Source organism: Tepidanaerobacter sp. GT38, from assembly GCF_021991635.1.
GTDB lineage: Bacteria > Bacillota > Thermosediminibacteria > Thermosediminibacterales > Tepidanaerobacteraceae > DTU063.
The window spans coordinates 1-15,280 of record NZ_JAFFJA010000030.1 but is presented as its reverse complement, the minus strand read 5'-3'; the positions used below and the strand labels follow the sequence as shown (position 1 = coordinate 15,280).

Sequence of the window (15,280 nt, the reverse complement as noted above, 5' to 3'; positions counted from 1 at the left end):
TCTTGCAGGAAAATATTGCTCCTACCAAGGCCAATTTGATGTCAGCTCAATCTGCCCTGGACTTTTCAAAGAAGGGCTACGAGCTGTTGGATAAAAAGCGAAACGTGCTGATAAGGGAAGTTATGGCCCTCATGGACCGAGCACAGGAAATTCAGCAAAAAGCACAGGATATTTTTAAGGAGGCATATGAAGCTCTTCAGATAGCCAATATCACCTTGGGTATTTCCCAGGTGTATGAAGTGGCAAAATCTATTCCCTTGACAACGGATTTTAAAATTTTGACGCGTAGCGTCATGGGGGTTGAAATACCTGAAATAAAATATGAAGAGCAGGAGCTAGACCATTATTATAGCTTCTATAACACAAATACAGCCCTGGATGTGGCTCTTACTAAATTTCACGAAGTGAAATATCTGCTGTATGAATTGGCAGAAATAGAGGCTTCCGTTTATAAACTCGCCACGGAAATTAAGCGGACCCAGAAGAGGGCCAATGCCCTTCAAAATATACAGATCCCAAAGTATGAGGACATGGTGAAAAACATATCTGAAGTGCTGGAAGAAAAAGAGCGTGAGGACTTCTTCCGATTGAAGGTGCTAAAGAAAAAATCTGACGACAGGTAATAATGTGTTGCCTGTCGTTTTTTCCTATGTTTCATAGCTTTCATCTTTTTATCAATATTTCTAGGTTGTTTTAAGACTTTTCGTTTTTGTGCTTTTTAAGATATCTGTCCTATAGAATAGCTCATTGTTTTATTCAACTACTATAGCAGTCACTGCAATGAAACAAATTCATAGTAGTTGCTGGCTTTTCAAGTATTCCAGCAGCTCGGATTTTGTTACCCTTTTTACACAGCTGCGCTCAACGTCATAAGACGGGTCTATTCTCTTTTTGTATTCCCTCTCCATTATTTCAACAACCCTTGACCTGCAAAAATCCCCCTGGCACCAGCCCATGCCGGCTCGGGTTCTCCTCTTTACACCATCCACAGTCTTAACCTCTATCCCCCTATGAAGGGCATCCACAATTTCAGCTTCGGTGACCTGCTCGCACCTGCATATGATTTTTTCAGGGGCTGATGGTATATTAAGCAAATCCTTAATTTCCTTATAAGGTCGCAGAGGCTTCTTGGTGATGATAGGCTTTCTGTAGGGATCAAAGTTTGGATTTTCTTCAAGCATTAGACCCGCCTTGCTTAAAATGTCGACCACCATATCCGCAATGGCCGGAGAAGATGTTATGCCCGGAGACTGGATGCCGGCTACATTTATAAAGCCGGGGACGCGGGTTTCTCCTATGATAAAATCGTCCGTAGAACTCCTGGCCCTGATGCCGGTAAAACTTCTGATGAAAAGCCTCGGGTCAAGCTTATGGTAAAGGGCCTTGGTTTGCCTATAGATTTCAGCTAAGCGCTCCACGTGGGTGGAGGTGTCTTCCCTTTCCCCATCGTCCTTTGCATCAGGTCCAAGCAGCAGATTCCCGTAGTATGTAGAGGTCAACAGCACGCCTTTTCCTAGCTTTGTCGGCAACTGAAACACCACCGTGTTGATGGGATCACCCGACCCTCTGGCAAAAATCATAAATTGACCGCTTCTGGGGAGAATCTCAAAATCATCTACCCCTACCATCTTGGATATCTTATCTGCATAAATTCCTGCCGCATTTATTACATACCTGCCGTAATACTCCTTCTTTTCGTTTACGGTTACCCTAAAAACACCATCTACTTTTTCAATAGATGTTACTTCCTCTTCCAGTTTCAGCTCGACGCCGTTTTTCACTGCATTTTCTGCCAAAGCTATGGCCATTTCATAAGGAGAGCAAACCCCAGCCCCCTCACAGTATAATGCGTATTTTATGTCACGAGACAGCTCTGGTTCCAATTCCCTAATCTTTTCAGCTCCTATTATTGATAAGTCATGTAGACCGTTTTTTATGCCATTTTCCATGAGCTCTTCCAGGGGCTTGGTGTCATCTTCCGTAGTAACGACCAGGGAGCCGGTTTGGGCAAATCCGAAATTCAGCTCTTCATTCAGCCGCTTAAACTGGACCCTGCCCTTATAGCACAGTTTTCCTTTAAGTGTGGTATGTTTTTCAGCATAACCCCCGTGAACAATTGCACTATTAGCTTTAGTGGCTCCCGTAGATACATCATTGGCCTTTTCCAGCAGCAATATATCCAACTTAAAGCGGGAGAGATTTCTAGCGATTGATGTGCCCACTATTCCGGCGCCTATTATTATTACATCGTAGGTTAGCATATCAAAACCTCCTACAAATTTCACGATATATTAAGAATTGATTTTATTATATTCATATTTCTCACAATATGCAAGGACGAGACATTGTACAGTTCTGGAGATATTTACATAGAAATAACAATAAGTGGCACGGTCATGGTGGAGATGGTTGGGAATTTGGTCGCTGCCTATGGAGTCCCTCAAAAAATCGTAAAGGTCGCCACCGTTAAATTGGCCATATCTATCTCGCCAACGTATGTTATTTTTCTGTCGAAAGAGACAAGAAATAGATTAAAAAAGCGCAAGAAACTAAATTTCACCCTAGGACGCCCATATTGTAAGAATACTGAGATAATACTTTCTTGCTTTAAGGAAAGTGGTGGGATATATTAAAGTTACAGGCAAATAATAATAGCAGGATTTTATAAGGGGAGGAAAATGGATATGGAGAACAAGTACGCCAAATTATTTGAGCCCATGAGAATAGGCAAAATGCTGGTGAAGAACCGCATCGTTATGTCCCCCATGGGAACTTTTACTCCAATGCAGGACGGCACTGAAAGCGAAGAGGGCATCAGATACTATGAAGAGCGAGCCCGCGGCGGAGTAGGACTGATAATAACCGGTTCCATGTTTATAAATGAGGTGACAGCCCAGGGAGGCCCTACTATTGCCGTTGATAACCCACGTGCAATTCCTAAAGCAACAGTCCTTTGTGAGCGAGTGCACAGATGGGGAGCCAAGATTTGCATTTCTTTGAGTCCCGGAACAGGCCGCAATGGCATGCCAAACATTGGTGAACGAGTTCCCATTTCTTCTTCAGAAATCCCTTCTTTCTACGACCCCAACATTATATGCCGAGCTTTAACCACTGAAGAGATTCATGAGATGATGAAGGATTGGGCCAACGCTGCCCTGTTTGCAAAAAGGGCAGGCTTTGATGCCATCGAGATTCACGCCCATGCAGGTTACCTGATCGACCAGTTTTTGTCCCCCATCTGGAATAAGCGCACAGATGAATACGGCGGGAGCCTGGAAAACCGGGCGCGCTTTGCTGTAGAAATTGTAAAGACCGTTCGCAGTGTTGTGGGAGATGACATGCCCATTCTATTTAGAATAGCCCTTGATCATAGATTCGATGGAGGCCGGACTATAGAGGACAGCATGCCATTGCTCAAGATACTGGAGGAAGCAGGCGTGGATGCCTTTGATGTGGACGCCGGAGCTTACGAGAGTATGGATTACATTTTCCCGCCACACTACCTTGGTGAAGCCTGCATGGCCTATGTCTGCAAAGAGGCAAGAAAGCATGTGAATGTGCCTATCCTGAATTCCGGAAACCACAGCCCAGAAACTGCCCTGGAACTCCTCAATTCCGGTGACTGCGATTTTGTAATGTTTGGGCGCCAAGCCATAGCAGACCCATATTTCCCCAAAAAGCTTATGGAGAACCGCCGGGAAGATATACGCCCCTGTATTTTGTGTAATGAAGAGTGTATCGGAAGGATTTTTGACCGCTTAACCCAGCTGAGCTGTGCAGTCAATCCCAGTGCAGGATTTGAAAATTATATGGAGATCGAGGAGACTTACGAGCCCAAAAACATTGTGGTAATTGGTGCTGGCCCCGCGGGCTTGGAGGCAGCCAGGACCGCAGCCTTGAAAGGCCATAATGTTACGGTGTATGAAAAGCACGATTTTATTGGCGGAATTGTGAAGATGGTGGCTACTGCACCGTTCAAAAAGCGCCTTCGTGAGCTCATCGACTGGTATGATGTCCAGCTCAAAAAACTTGGTGTAAAGGTAGTCTTGGGCACTGAAGTGAAAGCTGATGACCCAATGCTGAAAGCTGCCGACCACATTATCATAGCTACAGGTTCAGAGCCAATTATGCCAGCAATAAAGGGTATTGATAATGCTAATGTGGTAGATGTGGTAGAGGCCCATCACAAGGGCATCAGCGGCAAGGATGTCGTCATCTGCGGTGGCGGTTTGAGTGGATGCGATGCTGCTCTTGAATTAGCTATGAAAGGTAAAAAGGTAACTGTGGTAGAAATGCTAGATGAATGCGCTCGGGATGCCATGCCCATAAATAGGATAAGCCTTATGAGAATGCTGGCTGAAAACAATGTGACACTTATGACAAACAGCAAAGTGGTGGAGATAACTTCCCGTGGCGTGATGGTGGAAAAACAAGGTGGAGTTAGGGAGGAAATCCCGGCAGATACCGTCATCATTGCTTTCGGTCAAACTAACAAAAATGACTTTGTTGACGAAGTCGTGGCGAAATATTACATGAAGACTACTGTGGTGGGAGATGCCGAAAAGGTAGGCAAAGTAGGCAACGCCATTCGCACAGGTTTCTATGCAGCTATGGCAATAGAATAAAAATAAATTAATGAGGGGATAAGTCTAGACAAGCTCATCTAGCTTATCCCCTTATGTTAATTTTGTTATCATCCGTCCAGCAATGGTGGCAACTTAAGGCAAAATCAGTAAAGTTCACTAGCGTGGCGTCCGGCAGAGAGACCTGTGGCTATGGGCAATGCATCTCGTTCATATTCTTTGCTTCCCAGCAAAGCAGCTGTATGTGGGCTCTGAAACCGCCAATTACGTTGCCAAGCACAGGAAAGAAGTTACAATTTAAGGCAGGCTTAAAGCGTCCTTATATGCCACTTAGGTTTGTTGCCAAAGTATCATAAAAATGGCATCCAAGCAAAAACTTGGATGCCATTTTATCTACAGTTTGATGACAGGTGATATCCCTTGTCGCCTTTTAATCCGCCTACTTTACAAATTGGCCATCTTTGAACTCGCCAACGTATTTTGTTTTCCCGTCGAGAGAAACCAAAATGCCTTGGCCATGGTACTTAAAGTTTTTAAATTCGCCCACATACAGGGAATCACCGGGAATGTAAGCCATTCCTCTTACTAAATCGTGGTCAACAAATTCACCTGCATATTCAGAACCGTCAGAGGCTGTTATTATTCCTAAGCCGTGCATCTTGCCGTTTTTAAATTCTCCTTCATACATATCACCGCTATTTGTTATGAAAGTGCCAAAACCATCAGCCATGTCGTCTTTGATTTCACCGAAAAAGTATCCGGATTCTAGATTAAGGCTAACTACGTGACCTGGTAATAATATGGGATTGCCAAGAATTTCATTGTTGTTCCACTGGCCTTTTGCCGCAATACCATCGGCGTTTACAACTATACCTTCGCCGTGCATCTTGCCATTTTTAAACTGTCCCTTATAAATTCCGATACTTGGCATTATTAAAATGCCTTGACCATCAGGTACATTATTTTTGATATCACCAATTACCCTAAATCCATCTGGAGTGTATATTATTCCCCGTCCGTTCAATGAACCGTCTTTCCATTGGCCAATGGATTTTGCATCTTGGCCATCCATTGATAGAATTATTGCACCAAAACCATTTGGAATATTGTTGGTTATTTCTCCAGCATAGATTCCATTCTCATCTGCTATTACATCAAATTCATATTTGGCTGTGTTTTTTTGATAATTTGTCAGTACCCTGTTTATCAAAATAATGCACTGCTCTACAGTGGCGCTCTGCTTTGGTGCAGCCATGTTATTGCCTACACCGCCTAAAACATTGTTTTCTCTAGCAATATACATGGCTTCTTTTGCCCAGGAGCTAATCTCGCTGTCATCGGAAAATCTGTATTCGCCAGGATTTTTGAGAGGCAATTTGGCAAGCTGCATGGTTTTAACCAGCATGGTAGCCAGTTGCTCCCGATTGAGAATGCTGTTTGGATCGAATTTGCCGTTTCCTACTCCAGAGGTTATACCTACAGATGCGCCTTTAAGAGCCCAAATATCTGAAGTATCATTAAATGATACGTTAGTATCTACCTGAACCTCTTGTCCGCTTAAGACTTCAAACAATCTCACAGCAAAATAAATAAATTCAAGGCGCGTAATAGGCTTTTGAAAGTCTTTAAAGCGATTAGCATCAAAATATCCAGTGGATTTTAATTCCTCAACGGCTTCCTGGGCCCATGCAGAAGGAGTTTGTGCATAAGCAGCCGTTGATACCATGGTCAGCAGTAAACTTATCACAAGAAACGATGCAAAGATTTTTTTCATTAAATTTCCTCCCTATATGGTAAAAATTAGGTAAAACATATGAATATCTTAACATGCCTAATTTAATGTTGCAATATGTAAATTTGAATCGCTCCAAAGCAGAGCAAGTTCTGTATCTTGTCAAGCGATTCAGCCCTGAAAGTCATTACATTCTTTCACAGAGCAAAAATTTCATGATGTGGTTTCTGAACGACGATATCTTGAGAAACTTACCTACTGCCGTTCATGAACAATGTCATGCCAATGGTATGGCTTATTTAAAAGGCGGTGTCATACAAAATAAATTTTACTTAGGGGCTGGAAAGACGGTAACCGTAAAATACACAAATGTGTTTAAATCAAAGGAAATGGCATCTACCATACCGGAAAATTTAAGAACATTTAGATATAATACTTATATAGGTGGGGCGGACGATTATTTGGCAGCAAATGGCCTGGGAGTCTATGGTCTTTTAGATGAGTTTGCAGCCTATTACCACGGCACCAGGACGGCCGTTGAACTATTTGATTATTGTATGACTTTTGAGCAGACTCCAGACCTGTGGTTCAATTATATTTCAAGTGTCAGCGGTGACTATTTCGCTTATGCGGAATTTAGGTTCTATATTCTAAAATATTTAATGTATGCAAAGCAAAATTATCCTGACATCTATAAAAATATTATGGCAAACAAAGAATTCAAACAGGTATTTAATACCATAGATCTAAACTATGGTCAAATCATATTTTATAGATTTACCAATATTGACAACTTATAGATAAGATTATACAATTATTGTTGTAGGTTCGGCAGGATGGTAGGCTTTATATGAATATCTATTTAGGATTAGCAATATTCTATAGGCTATAAAGGCATTCCTGCGGGGATGCCTTTTTTTTATCTAAAACCCCTGCCAAAATATAACCGGGATTGAGGTGATTTAAATTCAGGTTAGACTGATTGTAGGATGGTAGTACTTGTAGAAAAATCTGATTAGAGGGGTTAAAATGAAAACTATTGCTAAACAACCAACTGCATTAGCTGAAAAACAAATAATAGAGGAAGCTAGGACTCCGAAGTTTTGGGAAGCGATTGCAGCGCTAACTTTAATATTTTCAGTCATTATTATAGGTCTTAAACTAAATACTGGCTTAACTGCCCCACTTGTGGCAGGTTTATTTATAGCTGGCTTATTCGGTTTATATTTAGGACACAAATGGGCAGATTTGCAAAACGGCATGATTGAAGGAATTGCAAATGCCGTGCCCTGCATATTGATACTTATGTTAGTAGGCATGCTTATTGGTATTTGGATTATGGGCGGAACAGTTCCGGTAATGATTTATTACGGTCTTCAGTTACTTAGCCCAAGGATGTTTTTGCCGGCGACTTTTATACTCTGCTGCATAGTATCTGTAGCTACAGGTACTTCCTGGGGAACTATCGGCACCATGGGATTAGCACTCATTGGAATCGGTCAAGGTTTAAATATACCACTTCCCATAGTTGCTGGAGCCATCGTATCTGGTGCATACTTTGGAGACAAAATGTCGCCCCTTTCCGATACTACTAATGTAGCCCCTGCCATGGCGGGAGCAGACTTATTCGAACATATCGGCTCAATGCTATATACTACAGTTCCAGCCACCATCGTTTCGATTATACTCTATACCTTTTTAGGCTTTAGTGGTACAAGTGGCAGTGTTGATACTGAGGCTGTGAACAGTATTCTAAGTACATTAAATGGGTCTTTTAATATTTCCATATTAGCTTTAATCCCACCACTTTTGGTAATTTTTATGTCTATAAAGCGGGTGCCGGCTATTCCGGCTCTTGCTATAGCAGTAATATTTAGTGTGTTCTGGGGGATGTTTACCCAGGGCGTGAAATTTTCTAAAATAGTTGCTGCAGCAGTTAATGGGTTTGCAAGCAATACAGGAGTTGACACTGTTGATGTTCTCCTTTCCAGGGGTGGCCTTAACAGTATGATGGGAATAATCTCAATGGTACTATTAGCTACCGCATTAGGCGGTGTACTAGAAAAAATAGGAATACTTACAGTTATAATAAATGCACTTCTCAAAAAAGTGAAAAGTGCAGGTTCACTCATTCTCTCTGTTTTAATTTCATGCTATGCTATTTTACTAGTATCTGGCAATGCGATGCTTGCGATTATTCTACCCGGCAGAACTTTTAAAGATGCTTTTGCAGAAAGAAATATTCATCCAAGAGTATTGTCCCGAACATTAGAAGATGCCGGAACCATCGGCGCGGTTCTTATTCCCTGGAGCGCTGCAGGATTATATGCTTATGGCATACTGGATGTTCCGGTGCTCTCATTTGCACCATATGCGTTTTTAAACTGGATTGTTCCGATTTTCTCCATTGTATATGCATATACTGGCTTTGCAGTATTTAAGGTGAAGGAGGATAATTAAAATGAATAATAAGACAAAAGCAATTGATGTCCACAACCACTTTTACCCACCGTCATACTTGGAAGAATTAAAAAAGGGAAAATACGTAGCGAAGCTTACGGAGGATGAAGACAACAATTATATTTTAGCTTATGAAGGTGACTACAATGTTATCGTTCCGGGACATAGAGATATAGAATACCGTCTGGAATTGTTAGATAAGGTAGGGATACAAACCCAGATTTTATCCCTTACTACCCCAGGAGCACATATTGAAGAACGGGACAAAGGAATATATCTGGCAAAAATTACAAATGATGACTTTGCAGAGATTACACAAAAATACCCAGGCCGTTTTTACGGTTTAGCAGCTTTACCTCTTCAAGATCCGGAGGAATCTGCAAAAGAACTTGAAAGAGCAGTAAAAGAATTAGGGCTTATAGGTGGGACAATTTTCACCAATGTGGAAGGCAAAAATCTTGATGACCCATCATTTCTCTGCATCTATGAAACAGCCCGGGAGCTAGATGTGCCGTTATTTATACATCCTACTACTCCAACGCCTTCCGACAACTTTTTAGACTACAGATTGGCTGCCTCTTTAGGGTTTACTTTTGATACAACTTTAGTTGTTTCAAGATTGATCTTCAGTGGAATACTAGATAAAGTTCCAGGTCTCAAACTTATTGCTTCACACCTTGGTGGCTGTCTGCCATATCTTGCAGAAAGACTGGATAGATGTCATGCGGCATTCCCTGAACTAAAGAACATTGAGAGAAAACCATCGGACTATATTAAAGACGTATACATTGACTGTGTTTCCTTTGAACCAAAGGCAGTGGAGTTTGCCTTAAGCTATATGGGTGACAAGAGATTGCTTGTTGGAAGCGACTACCCGCACCAGATCGGAGATATTGAAAAAGCAGTTGATATAGTTAATCAAATAGATGTTTCCGAAGAACAGCGGGAATTAATATTCCACAAAAACGCTGAGGAATTATTCAAACTCTAAGATATAAAACGAATATCAAGTTTTGCCCTCAGGAAGTGCATATTAATACTGAGGGCCTTATTTTTAAGTTTTGAGGTGACCACTTTGAGTTGTGTTGAAAAAATCAAACAGGAACTTAAGAAATATGTCAATGCTGAAAAAGCTGCTTTTCTACCCAAGTTCTTTCAAGCCTTTGAAGGGGGTTATGGTGAAGGCGACCGCTTTTTGGGTGTTGTAGTGCCTGACCAGAGAAAAGTAGCCAGAAAATATTATAAAGCAGCCAGTATTAAGGATATTGAAGAATTGCTCAATGAACCATATCATGAATACCGCCTTACAGCCCTGATACATAAAGCAGTGGGCTGGATGCTGAGGGAAATTGGAAATAGGGATTTTGAAGTTGAATACGATTTCCTCAAGGAAAATTATAAAGCCATGCCCAGGACCATGCTGCGATATGCCATAGAAAAGTTTGAACCGGATTTAAGGCAGAATTTTTTGAAAGGACTTATATAGCATTTAAAAGAGTGTCAAAGAATGATACTCTTTTTTCTTAATAAATTTGTAAGAATTCTCATCATAAAATCTTAAAAATTCTATGCTATGATACTAATAGATAATAGACGTTTTAAAAGATAAGAGGTGATGCTGTGTATAATGTGCTTGTGGCAGAAGATGAAAGAGAAATAGCCGCTGCCATAGAAGTATACCTAAAGAACCAAAATTACGGTGTCTTTAAGGCATATAACGGAGAAGAAGCCTTGGAGATTTTAAAAAAGCATGAAATTCATCTGGTGCTGATGGATATCATGATGCCCAAAATGGATGGTATAGAAGCTGTCATGAAGATAAGAGAAACCAGCAATGTTCCAATTATATTTCTCACTGCCAAATCAGAAGATGTGGACAAAATACTGGGCCTTAACATAGGAGCAGATGATTACATTACAAAACCTTTTAATCCCTTGGAGTTACTTGCCAGGATAAATTCAAATATCCGAAGATACACCAGCTATTCAACAACACCAGCTACAAACGACGATGTAATACAAATAGGTGGAATCCAGTTAGATGATTTAAAAAAACAGGTAACTGTGGATGGAAAGCCAATTAAGCTTACGCCTTTAGAATATAAAATTCTTCATCTCTTGATGAATAATCCAAACAGAGTATTTTCCATAGAAGAAATCTATGAGAAGGTATGGCAAGAGCCGGCTTACAATCCGGATACTGTAACAGTCCATATACGCAGAATCAGAGAAAAAATAGAAATAAATCCTAAAGAACCAAAGTATTTAAAGGTGGTGTGGGGAATTGGATATAAATTTGAAGGATAATAAAGAATTAGATACAAATTTGAAGGATAATGAAAATGGTAGCAAAAGATTCAGTATAAACTTGACAGCTACTACATGGGGCACAATTTTAATAATTTTAATTTTGACCATAATTTCCGTGGGCATTTACTCACCTCTAAAAAATCTTATGATAGGCTACAAACCTTTTAGTGATGATGTTTTATACGGAGATATCATCGGACAAGAAGTAATATTGATTTTATCAATTGGGGCATTAAGTGTATTCTTTCTGACAATATTTACTTTGGTAGTGCCGTATTATAATCAAAGACAGGCATCAATCGTTAACTTTTACAACAAAATATACCTCGAATTTAAGTTTTTGATTTGGATTATATGTGTCACCGTATTCTTTTCGCTTTTTAGCCTTATCGGCGTAGTTCGAATAATTCATCAAGCTAATTTGTATTTTTACGCCATCGGCATACCTGTAACTTTCATCTTTTATACTTTTATTTACCTGAATTTGGTATATTTAAAACATATCTATCATACGGGCCTTGTAAATGAAATCGTGAACAATACCTTAATAGGCAAATTGTGTTTGTGGATAAACAAATATGTCAAAAGCATCATTGCTCAGATAATTGATGAGGAAATCAGCAGGCAGCACAAAGAAAAACTACTCTCACTATTGATAATTAACTTTGTTATACTGATGCTAATTAATTGGGTAGGCAGAGGTTTAGGAATACTCCTGATTATAGGATATTCGGTCTGGCTATTCAACAATGCAGTGGAACTTTTAGAAAAAGTAAGAGCTTTAAATGCAGCCAGCCGACAACTGGCTAAAGGGAATTTTGATGTGACTTTACCTGAAGATATGGGCATTTTAAGTTCTTTTGCGAAGAACTTAAACAATATCAAAGAGGGGTTTAAGGTAGCTGTTGAACAAGAGGTAAAAAGCCAGAACATGAAAACCCAGCTAATCTCTAATGTCTCTCATGATTTAAAAACGCCCCTTACTTCAATCATCACTTATGTGGATTTGCTAAAAAAGGAGGATTTAGATCCGGATACTAGAAAAGAGTATATAGATATTCTTGACAAAAAATCCAAAAGGCTTCAAGTGTTAATCGAAGATTTATTTGAAGCCAGTAAAGCAAGTACCGGCAATATCGAACTCAACCTGGAAAACCTTGACGTTATAGCGCTTTTAAGGCAAACCCTAGGTGAAATGGAAGAAAAAATCAATCAAACTACCCTCAAAATGAGGGTTAACCTTCCCGAAAACAAAATAATATGCAATTTAGACGGGGCACGAACCTATCGAGTGTTTGAAAATATCTTAAGCAATATTCTTAAGTATTCAATGCCAAATTCCAGAGTCTATATAGATGTAGTGGAAGATGAAAGAAGTGTAAGCCTAATATTTAAAAATATTTCAGCCTATGAGATGAATTTTGATCCTTCTGAGATAACGGAGAGGTTTATACGAGGTGACAAATCAAGGCATACTGAAGGCTCAGGCCTGGGGCTTGCTATTGCAAAAAGCCTAGTAGAACTTCAAGGTGGAAGTCTTAACATTGATATCGATGGCGATTTATTTAAACTGACAATTACATTTCCCAAAGTGTGACATCTCCCAACACTTAAGACAATTTGTGATATAATGAAGTTAATCTAGAACTTCTGAGAAAAAACTCCTGAAGGAGGATAAAAGTTGAACACTTTTAACATCTATTGGTCATACCTATTGTTAGATGGCGAAAAAATGCACTTGGCAGCAAGCCCCAAAGGATTATGTTGCATTCTCTGGCCAAATGAGCCTTTTGAAGTCTTGGAAAAGTGGGTTAAAAAGCACTTTCCTCTAGGTTCATTGGTGTATGATCAGGAAAAGCTGGCTGTTTATGGGAGGCAAATCGAAGAGTACTTGAGTGGCCAAAGAAAGACTTTTGATATCCCCCTTGATCTTTGCGGCACCGATTTTCAAATAGCTGTTTGGCAGGCTTTGCTTAAAATACCCTATGGCACTACTAAATCTTACTCGGAAATAGCAAAAGAAATCGGCCGACCTAAGGCAGTGCGTGCGGTAGGGGGTGCCATAGGGGCAAATCCGGTACCCATAGTAGTGCCTTGTCATAGAGTAATAGGAAAGGATGGCAGTCTTACAGGTTTTGCCGGCGGCTTGGATATAAAGCAGCAGCTTCTAAAAATAGAAGGAACTTTTATTTAAGTTATTCGTCTAAGATGGTAAAAGCAGTAGAGGAGTGTTTTTTAGTGAATATAAAGTATGTACCTTTAATGGTATTAACTTTGGTGATGTTATTTGCAGTTTTAAGTTGCAGCACAAATAGCAATGACAGCGTAGCCGTTCGAGGGGAAATAACGGAAATATTCTTAGACGGTGAGGGAAAAGTTGCAGCGGTTTTAGTAGAAGGCAAGGTTGAAAGCGATACTGTATATGATAAAGCAAGGGTGGCAATTACCAAAGGTTCAGTTATATTAAGAACCAGTGGGGAAGAATTGCAACCTCAAGATTTAAAGCAAGGCATGAGAGTAGAAGTTGTCTTTCAAGGGCCTGTAGCTGAATCATACCCGGTTCAAGCCCAGGCAAAGGCAATAAGGGTCTTGGAACAGAATACATAAAAGGCATAAAGTGGTCGGGAACATAAAGTCCCGACCACATAATTTTATTCCACTACCTCTGCCGCTTTATCAAGCAATTCCTTAGGTATGGTTATATTTGCAGCTTTTGCGGCTTTTAAATTGATGATTATATCTGTTTGCTCCTGGACCTCTACAGGCATATCCTGTGGCTTTGCTTCTCCTGATAGTACTTTTAAAGCCATTTCGCCGGTTTGCCTGCCCAATTTGTAATAATCAAGGCCGATGGTTGCCACCGCTCCTCTATACACACTGTCTTTTTCCGCTGATACCACAAGGATATTGTTTTTCTCTGCTACCTGAAGTACTGCTTCAAGAGCAGTAACAACTACATTGTCAGTTGGAACGTAAATAGCGTCAACTTGCCCTACTAATGACTTGGCAGCCTGGTCCACCTCACTGGTATTTGTGGCTACGGCTTCAACAATTTTAAGGTCCAGCTTTTCTGCTACTTCTTTTACCAGATCCACCTGAACAACTGAGTTTACTTCACCGGAGTTGTAAATGATTCCCACATTTTTTACAGAAGGGTTAATGTCCCTAATTAGTTGAATCTGTTCAGCTACTGGTGCCATATCGGTGGTGCCGGTAAGGTTGGTATCCGGTTTGTCCATGCTCTTCACCAAGCCTGCAGCAACAGGGTCTGTAACTGCAGTAAACAAAACAGGGATAGAAGTGTTCTTAGTGGCATTGGCCACAGCTTGGGCTGATGGAGTTGCAATGGCCAAAATCAAATTATACTCATCATCTGCAAGACTTTGGGCTATGCTGTTTAAAGTAGGTATGTCCCCTTGTGCATTTTCATAGTTGACAACTAGATTTTCACCTTCTTTATATCCATTTTCTGCTAAAGCGTCTAAAAATCCGTTACGAGCTGCATCTAAAGATGGATGCTCCACAATCTGCACAATGCCTATCTTTATGCCGGGGGTTGAAGTTGAAGATGAAGCGGAAGTGCTACCGCATCCCGATAAAATCAAGGCGCTTATTATTAAAATCGACAGCATGATTGACGATATTTTTTTCATTTTAAACGACCTCCTAAATTTTTCTCAAATATGCTTGCATAAAATAAAATCTTTACATAAATTTTTATTGTAGTAAACTATATTTGGCTGACTTGTTTTTTGGTTGAAATATCAGTTGCAGCTGATGTTTCAACCCTTTTTTTGCTTGGATTTTACCACCTCCCGATACTTTTTGCCTAACTAAAAAGCCTCTCGTCACAGTAAGGGACGAGAGGCTCGCGGTACCACCCTAATTGGTTCAAAAAGAACCCACTCATTCAAGGTACGAGGCATTTTAACCTTTATACCCGCTTCCTTTTATCGGAGGAAGCTCCGGTATGCCTACTATCCTATCCAGGAATTCAGCACACTGCTCCAGGGGGAACTTCAAAAGACTCCTTCATACCGGCTTTCACCATCCCGGCTCGCTTATAAATCCGAAAGTCAATCTACTTTCCCCTGTCATTGCGTTTGACGTATAACAACTTATATTGAATAATATTCTAATGTCTCATTTGGGATTTGTCAATGCCATAAATTAAAATTTGTTGTTATTCTGTGAT

At 40.4% G+C, this 15,280-nt stretch carries 13 protein-coding genes and 1 other annotated feature; of the genes, 10 read left to right on the top strand and 3 right to left on the bottom strand.

Features of this window, described 5'->3' with window-relative positions:
• Nucleotides 1-2: 2 nt before the first annotated feature.
• Complete coding sequence (locus JT739_RS05510; RefSeq protein WP_237660106.1) at nt 3-623, top strand: V-type ATP synthase subunit D; 621 nt, start codon at nt 3-5, stop codon at nt 621-623.
• 168 nt (nt 624-791) lie between these two features.
• Here JT739_RS05510 and JT739_RS05505 read toward each other — a convergent pair whose 3' ends face one another.
• Nucleotides 792-2,261 carry an NAD(P)/FAD-dependent oxidoreductase gene (locus JT739_RS05505; protein ID WP_237660105.1) on the bottom strand — a complete coding sequence of 490 codons (1,470 nt, stop codon included), beginning with the start codon at nt 2,259-2,261 and terminating at the stop codon, nt 792-794.
• Between the two features lie 423 nt (nt 2,262-2,684).
• Here JT739_RS05505 and JT739_RS05500 point away from each other — a divergent pair, with 423 nt between their 5' ends.
• Nucleotides 2,685-4,625 (top strand): NAD(P)/FAD-dependent oxidoreductase, encoded by a 1,941-nt coding sequence (locus JT739_RS05500; RefSeq protein ID WP_237660104.1) that lies wholly within the window; start codon nt 2,685-2,687, stop codon nt 4,623-4,625.
• A 397-nt stretch (nt 4,626-5,022) separates the two neighbouring features.
• Here the strand turns inward: JT739_RS05500 and JT739_RS05495 are convergent, their stop codons facing one another.
• Nucleotides 5,023-6,357, bottom strand: coding sequence for an MORN repeat-containing protein (locus tag JT739_RS05495; protein ID WP_237660103.1), 1,335 nt, complete (start codon nt 6,355-6,357; stop codon nt 5,023-5,025).
• Between the two features lie 173 nt (nt 6,358-6,530).
• On the opposite strand from JT739_RS05495, the gene JT739_RS05490 reads away from it, so the two are divergent.
• The 8 genes from JT739_RS05490 (at nt 6,531) to JT739_RS05455 (ending at nt 13,692) form a co-directional block, all read left to right on the top strand.
• Nucleotides 6,531-7,115 carry a hypothetical protein gene (locus JT739_RS05490; protein ID WP_237660102.1) on the top strand — a complete coding sequence of 195 codons (585 nt, stop codon included), beginning with the start codon at nt 6,531-6,533 and terminating at the stop codon, nt 7,113-7,115.
• A 229-nt stretch (nt 7,116-7,344) separates the two neighbouring features.
• Nucleotides 7,345-8,775: a Na+/H+ antiporter NhaC gene (nhaC, locus tag JT739_RS05485; protein WP_237660101.1), complete on the top strand. Its 1,431-nt coding sequence runs from the start codon at nt 7,345-7,347 to the stop codon at nt 8,773-8,775.
• Between the two features lies 1 nt (nt 8,776).
• Nucleotides 8,777-9,766, top strand: a complete 990-nt coding sequence (locus tag JT739_RS05480; RefSeq protein ID WP_237660100.1) for an amidohydrolase family protein — start codon at nt 8,777-8,779, stop codon at nt 9,764-9,766.
• 84 nt (nt 9,767-9,850) lie between these two features.
• The gene (locus JT739_RS05475) at nt 9,851-10,261 is read left to right on the top strand and encodes a DNA alkylation repair protein (protein WP_237660099.1); all 411 of its coding nucleotides are present in this window, start codon (nt 9,851-9,853) and stop codon (nt 10,259-10,261) included.
• A 134-nt stretch (nt 10,262-10,395) separates the two neighbouring features.
• Nucleotides 10,396-11,082 carry a response regulator transcription factor gene (locus tag JT739_RS12900; RefSeq protein WP_237660098.1) on the top strand — a complete coding sequence of 229 codons (687 nt, stop codon included), beginning with the start codon at nt 10,396-10,398 and terminating at the stop codon, nt 11,080-11,082.
• Nucleotides 11,060-12,682 (top strand): sensor histidine kinase KdpD, encoded by a 1,623-nt coding sequence (locus JT739_RS05465; RefSeq protein ID WP_237660097.1) that lies wholly within the window; start codon nt 11,060-11,062, stop codon nt 12,680-12,682. Before JT739_RS12900 ends, JT739_RS05465 begins: the two co-directional genes overlap by 23 nt.
• 84 nt (nt 12,683-12,766) lie before the next feature.
• Complete coding sequence (locus JT739_RS05460) at nt 12,767-13,279, top strand: methylated-DNA--[protein]-cysteine S-methyltransferase (RefSeq protein WP_237660096.1); 513 nt, start codon at nt 12,767-12,769, stop codon at nt 13,277-13,279.
• A gap of 44 nt (nt 13,280-13,323) precedes the next feature.
• Nucleotides 13,324-13,692, top strand: a complete 369-nt coding sequence (locus JT739_RS05455; RefSeq protein WP_237660095.1) for a DUF3221 domain-containing protein — start codon at nt 13,324-13,326, stop codon at nt 13,690-13,692.
• A 44-nt stretch (nt 13,693-13,736) separates the two neighbouring features.
• Here the strand turns inward: JT739_RS05455 and JT739_RS05450 are convergent, their stop codons facing one another.
• A complete protein-coding gene (locus JT739_RS05450) occupies nt 13,737-14,738 on the bottom strand; it encodes an ABC transporter substrate-binding protein (RefSeq protein ID WP_237660094.1) in 1,002 nt (333 codons plus the stop codon).
• Nucleotides 14,739-14,938: 200 nt separating this feature from the next.
• Nucleotides 14,939-15,192, bottom strand: a binding site (T-box leader).
• Nucleotides 15,193-15,280 lie beyond the last annotated feature (88 nt).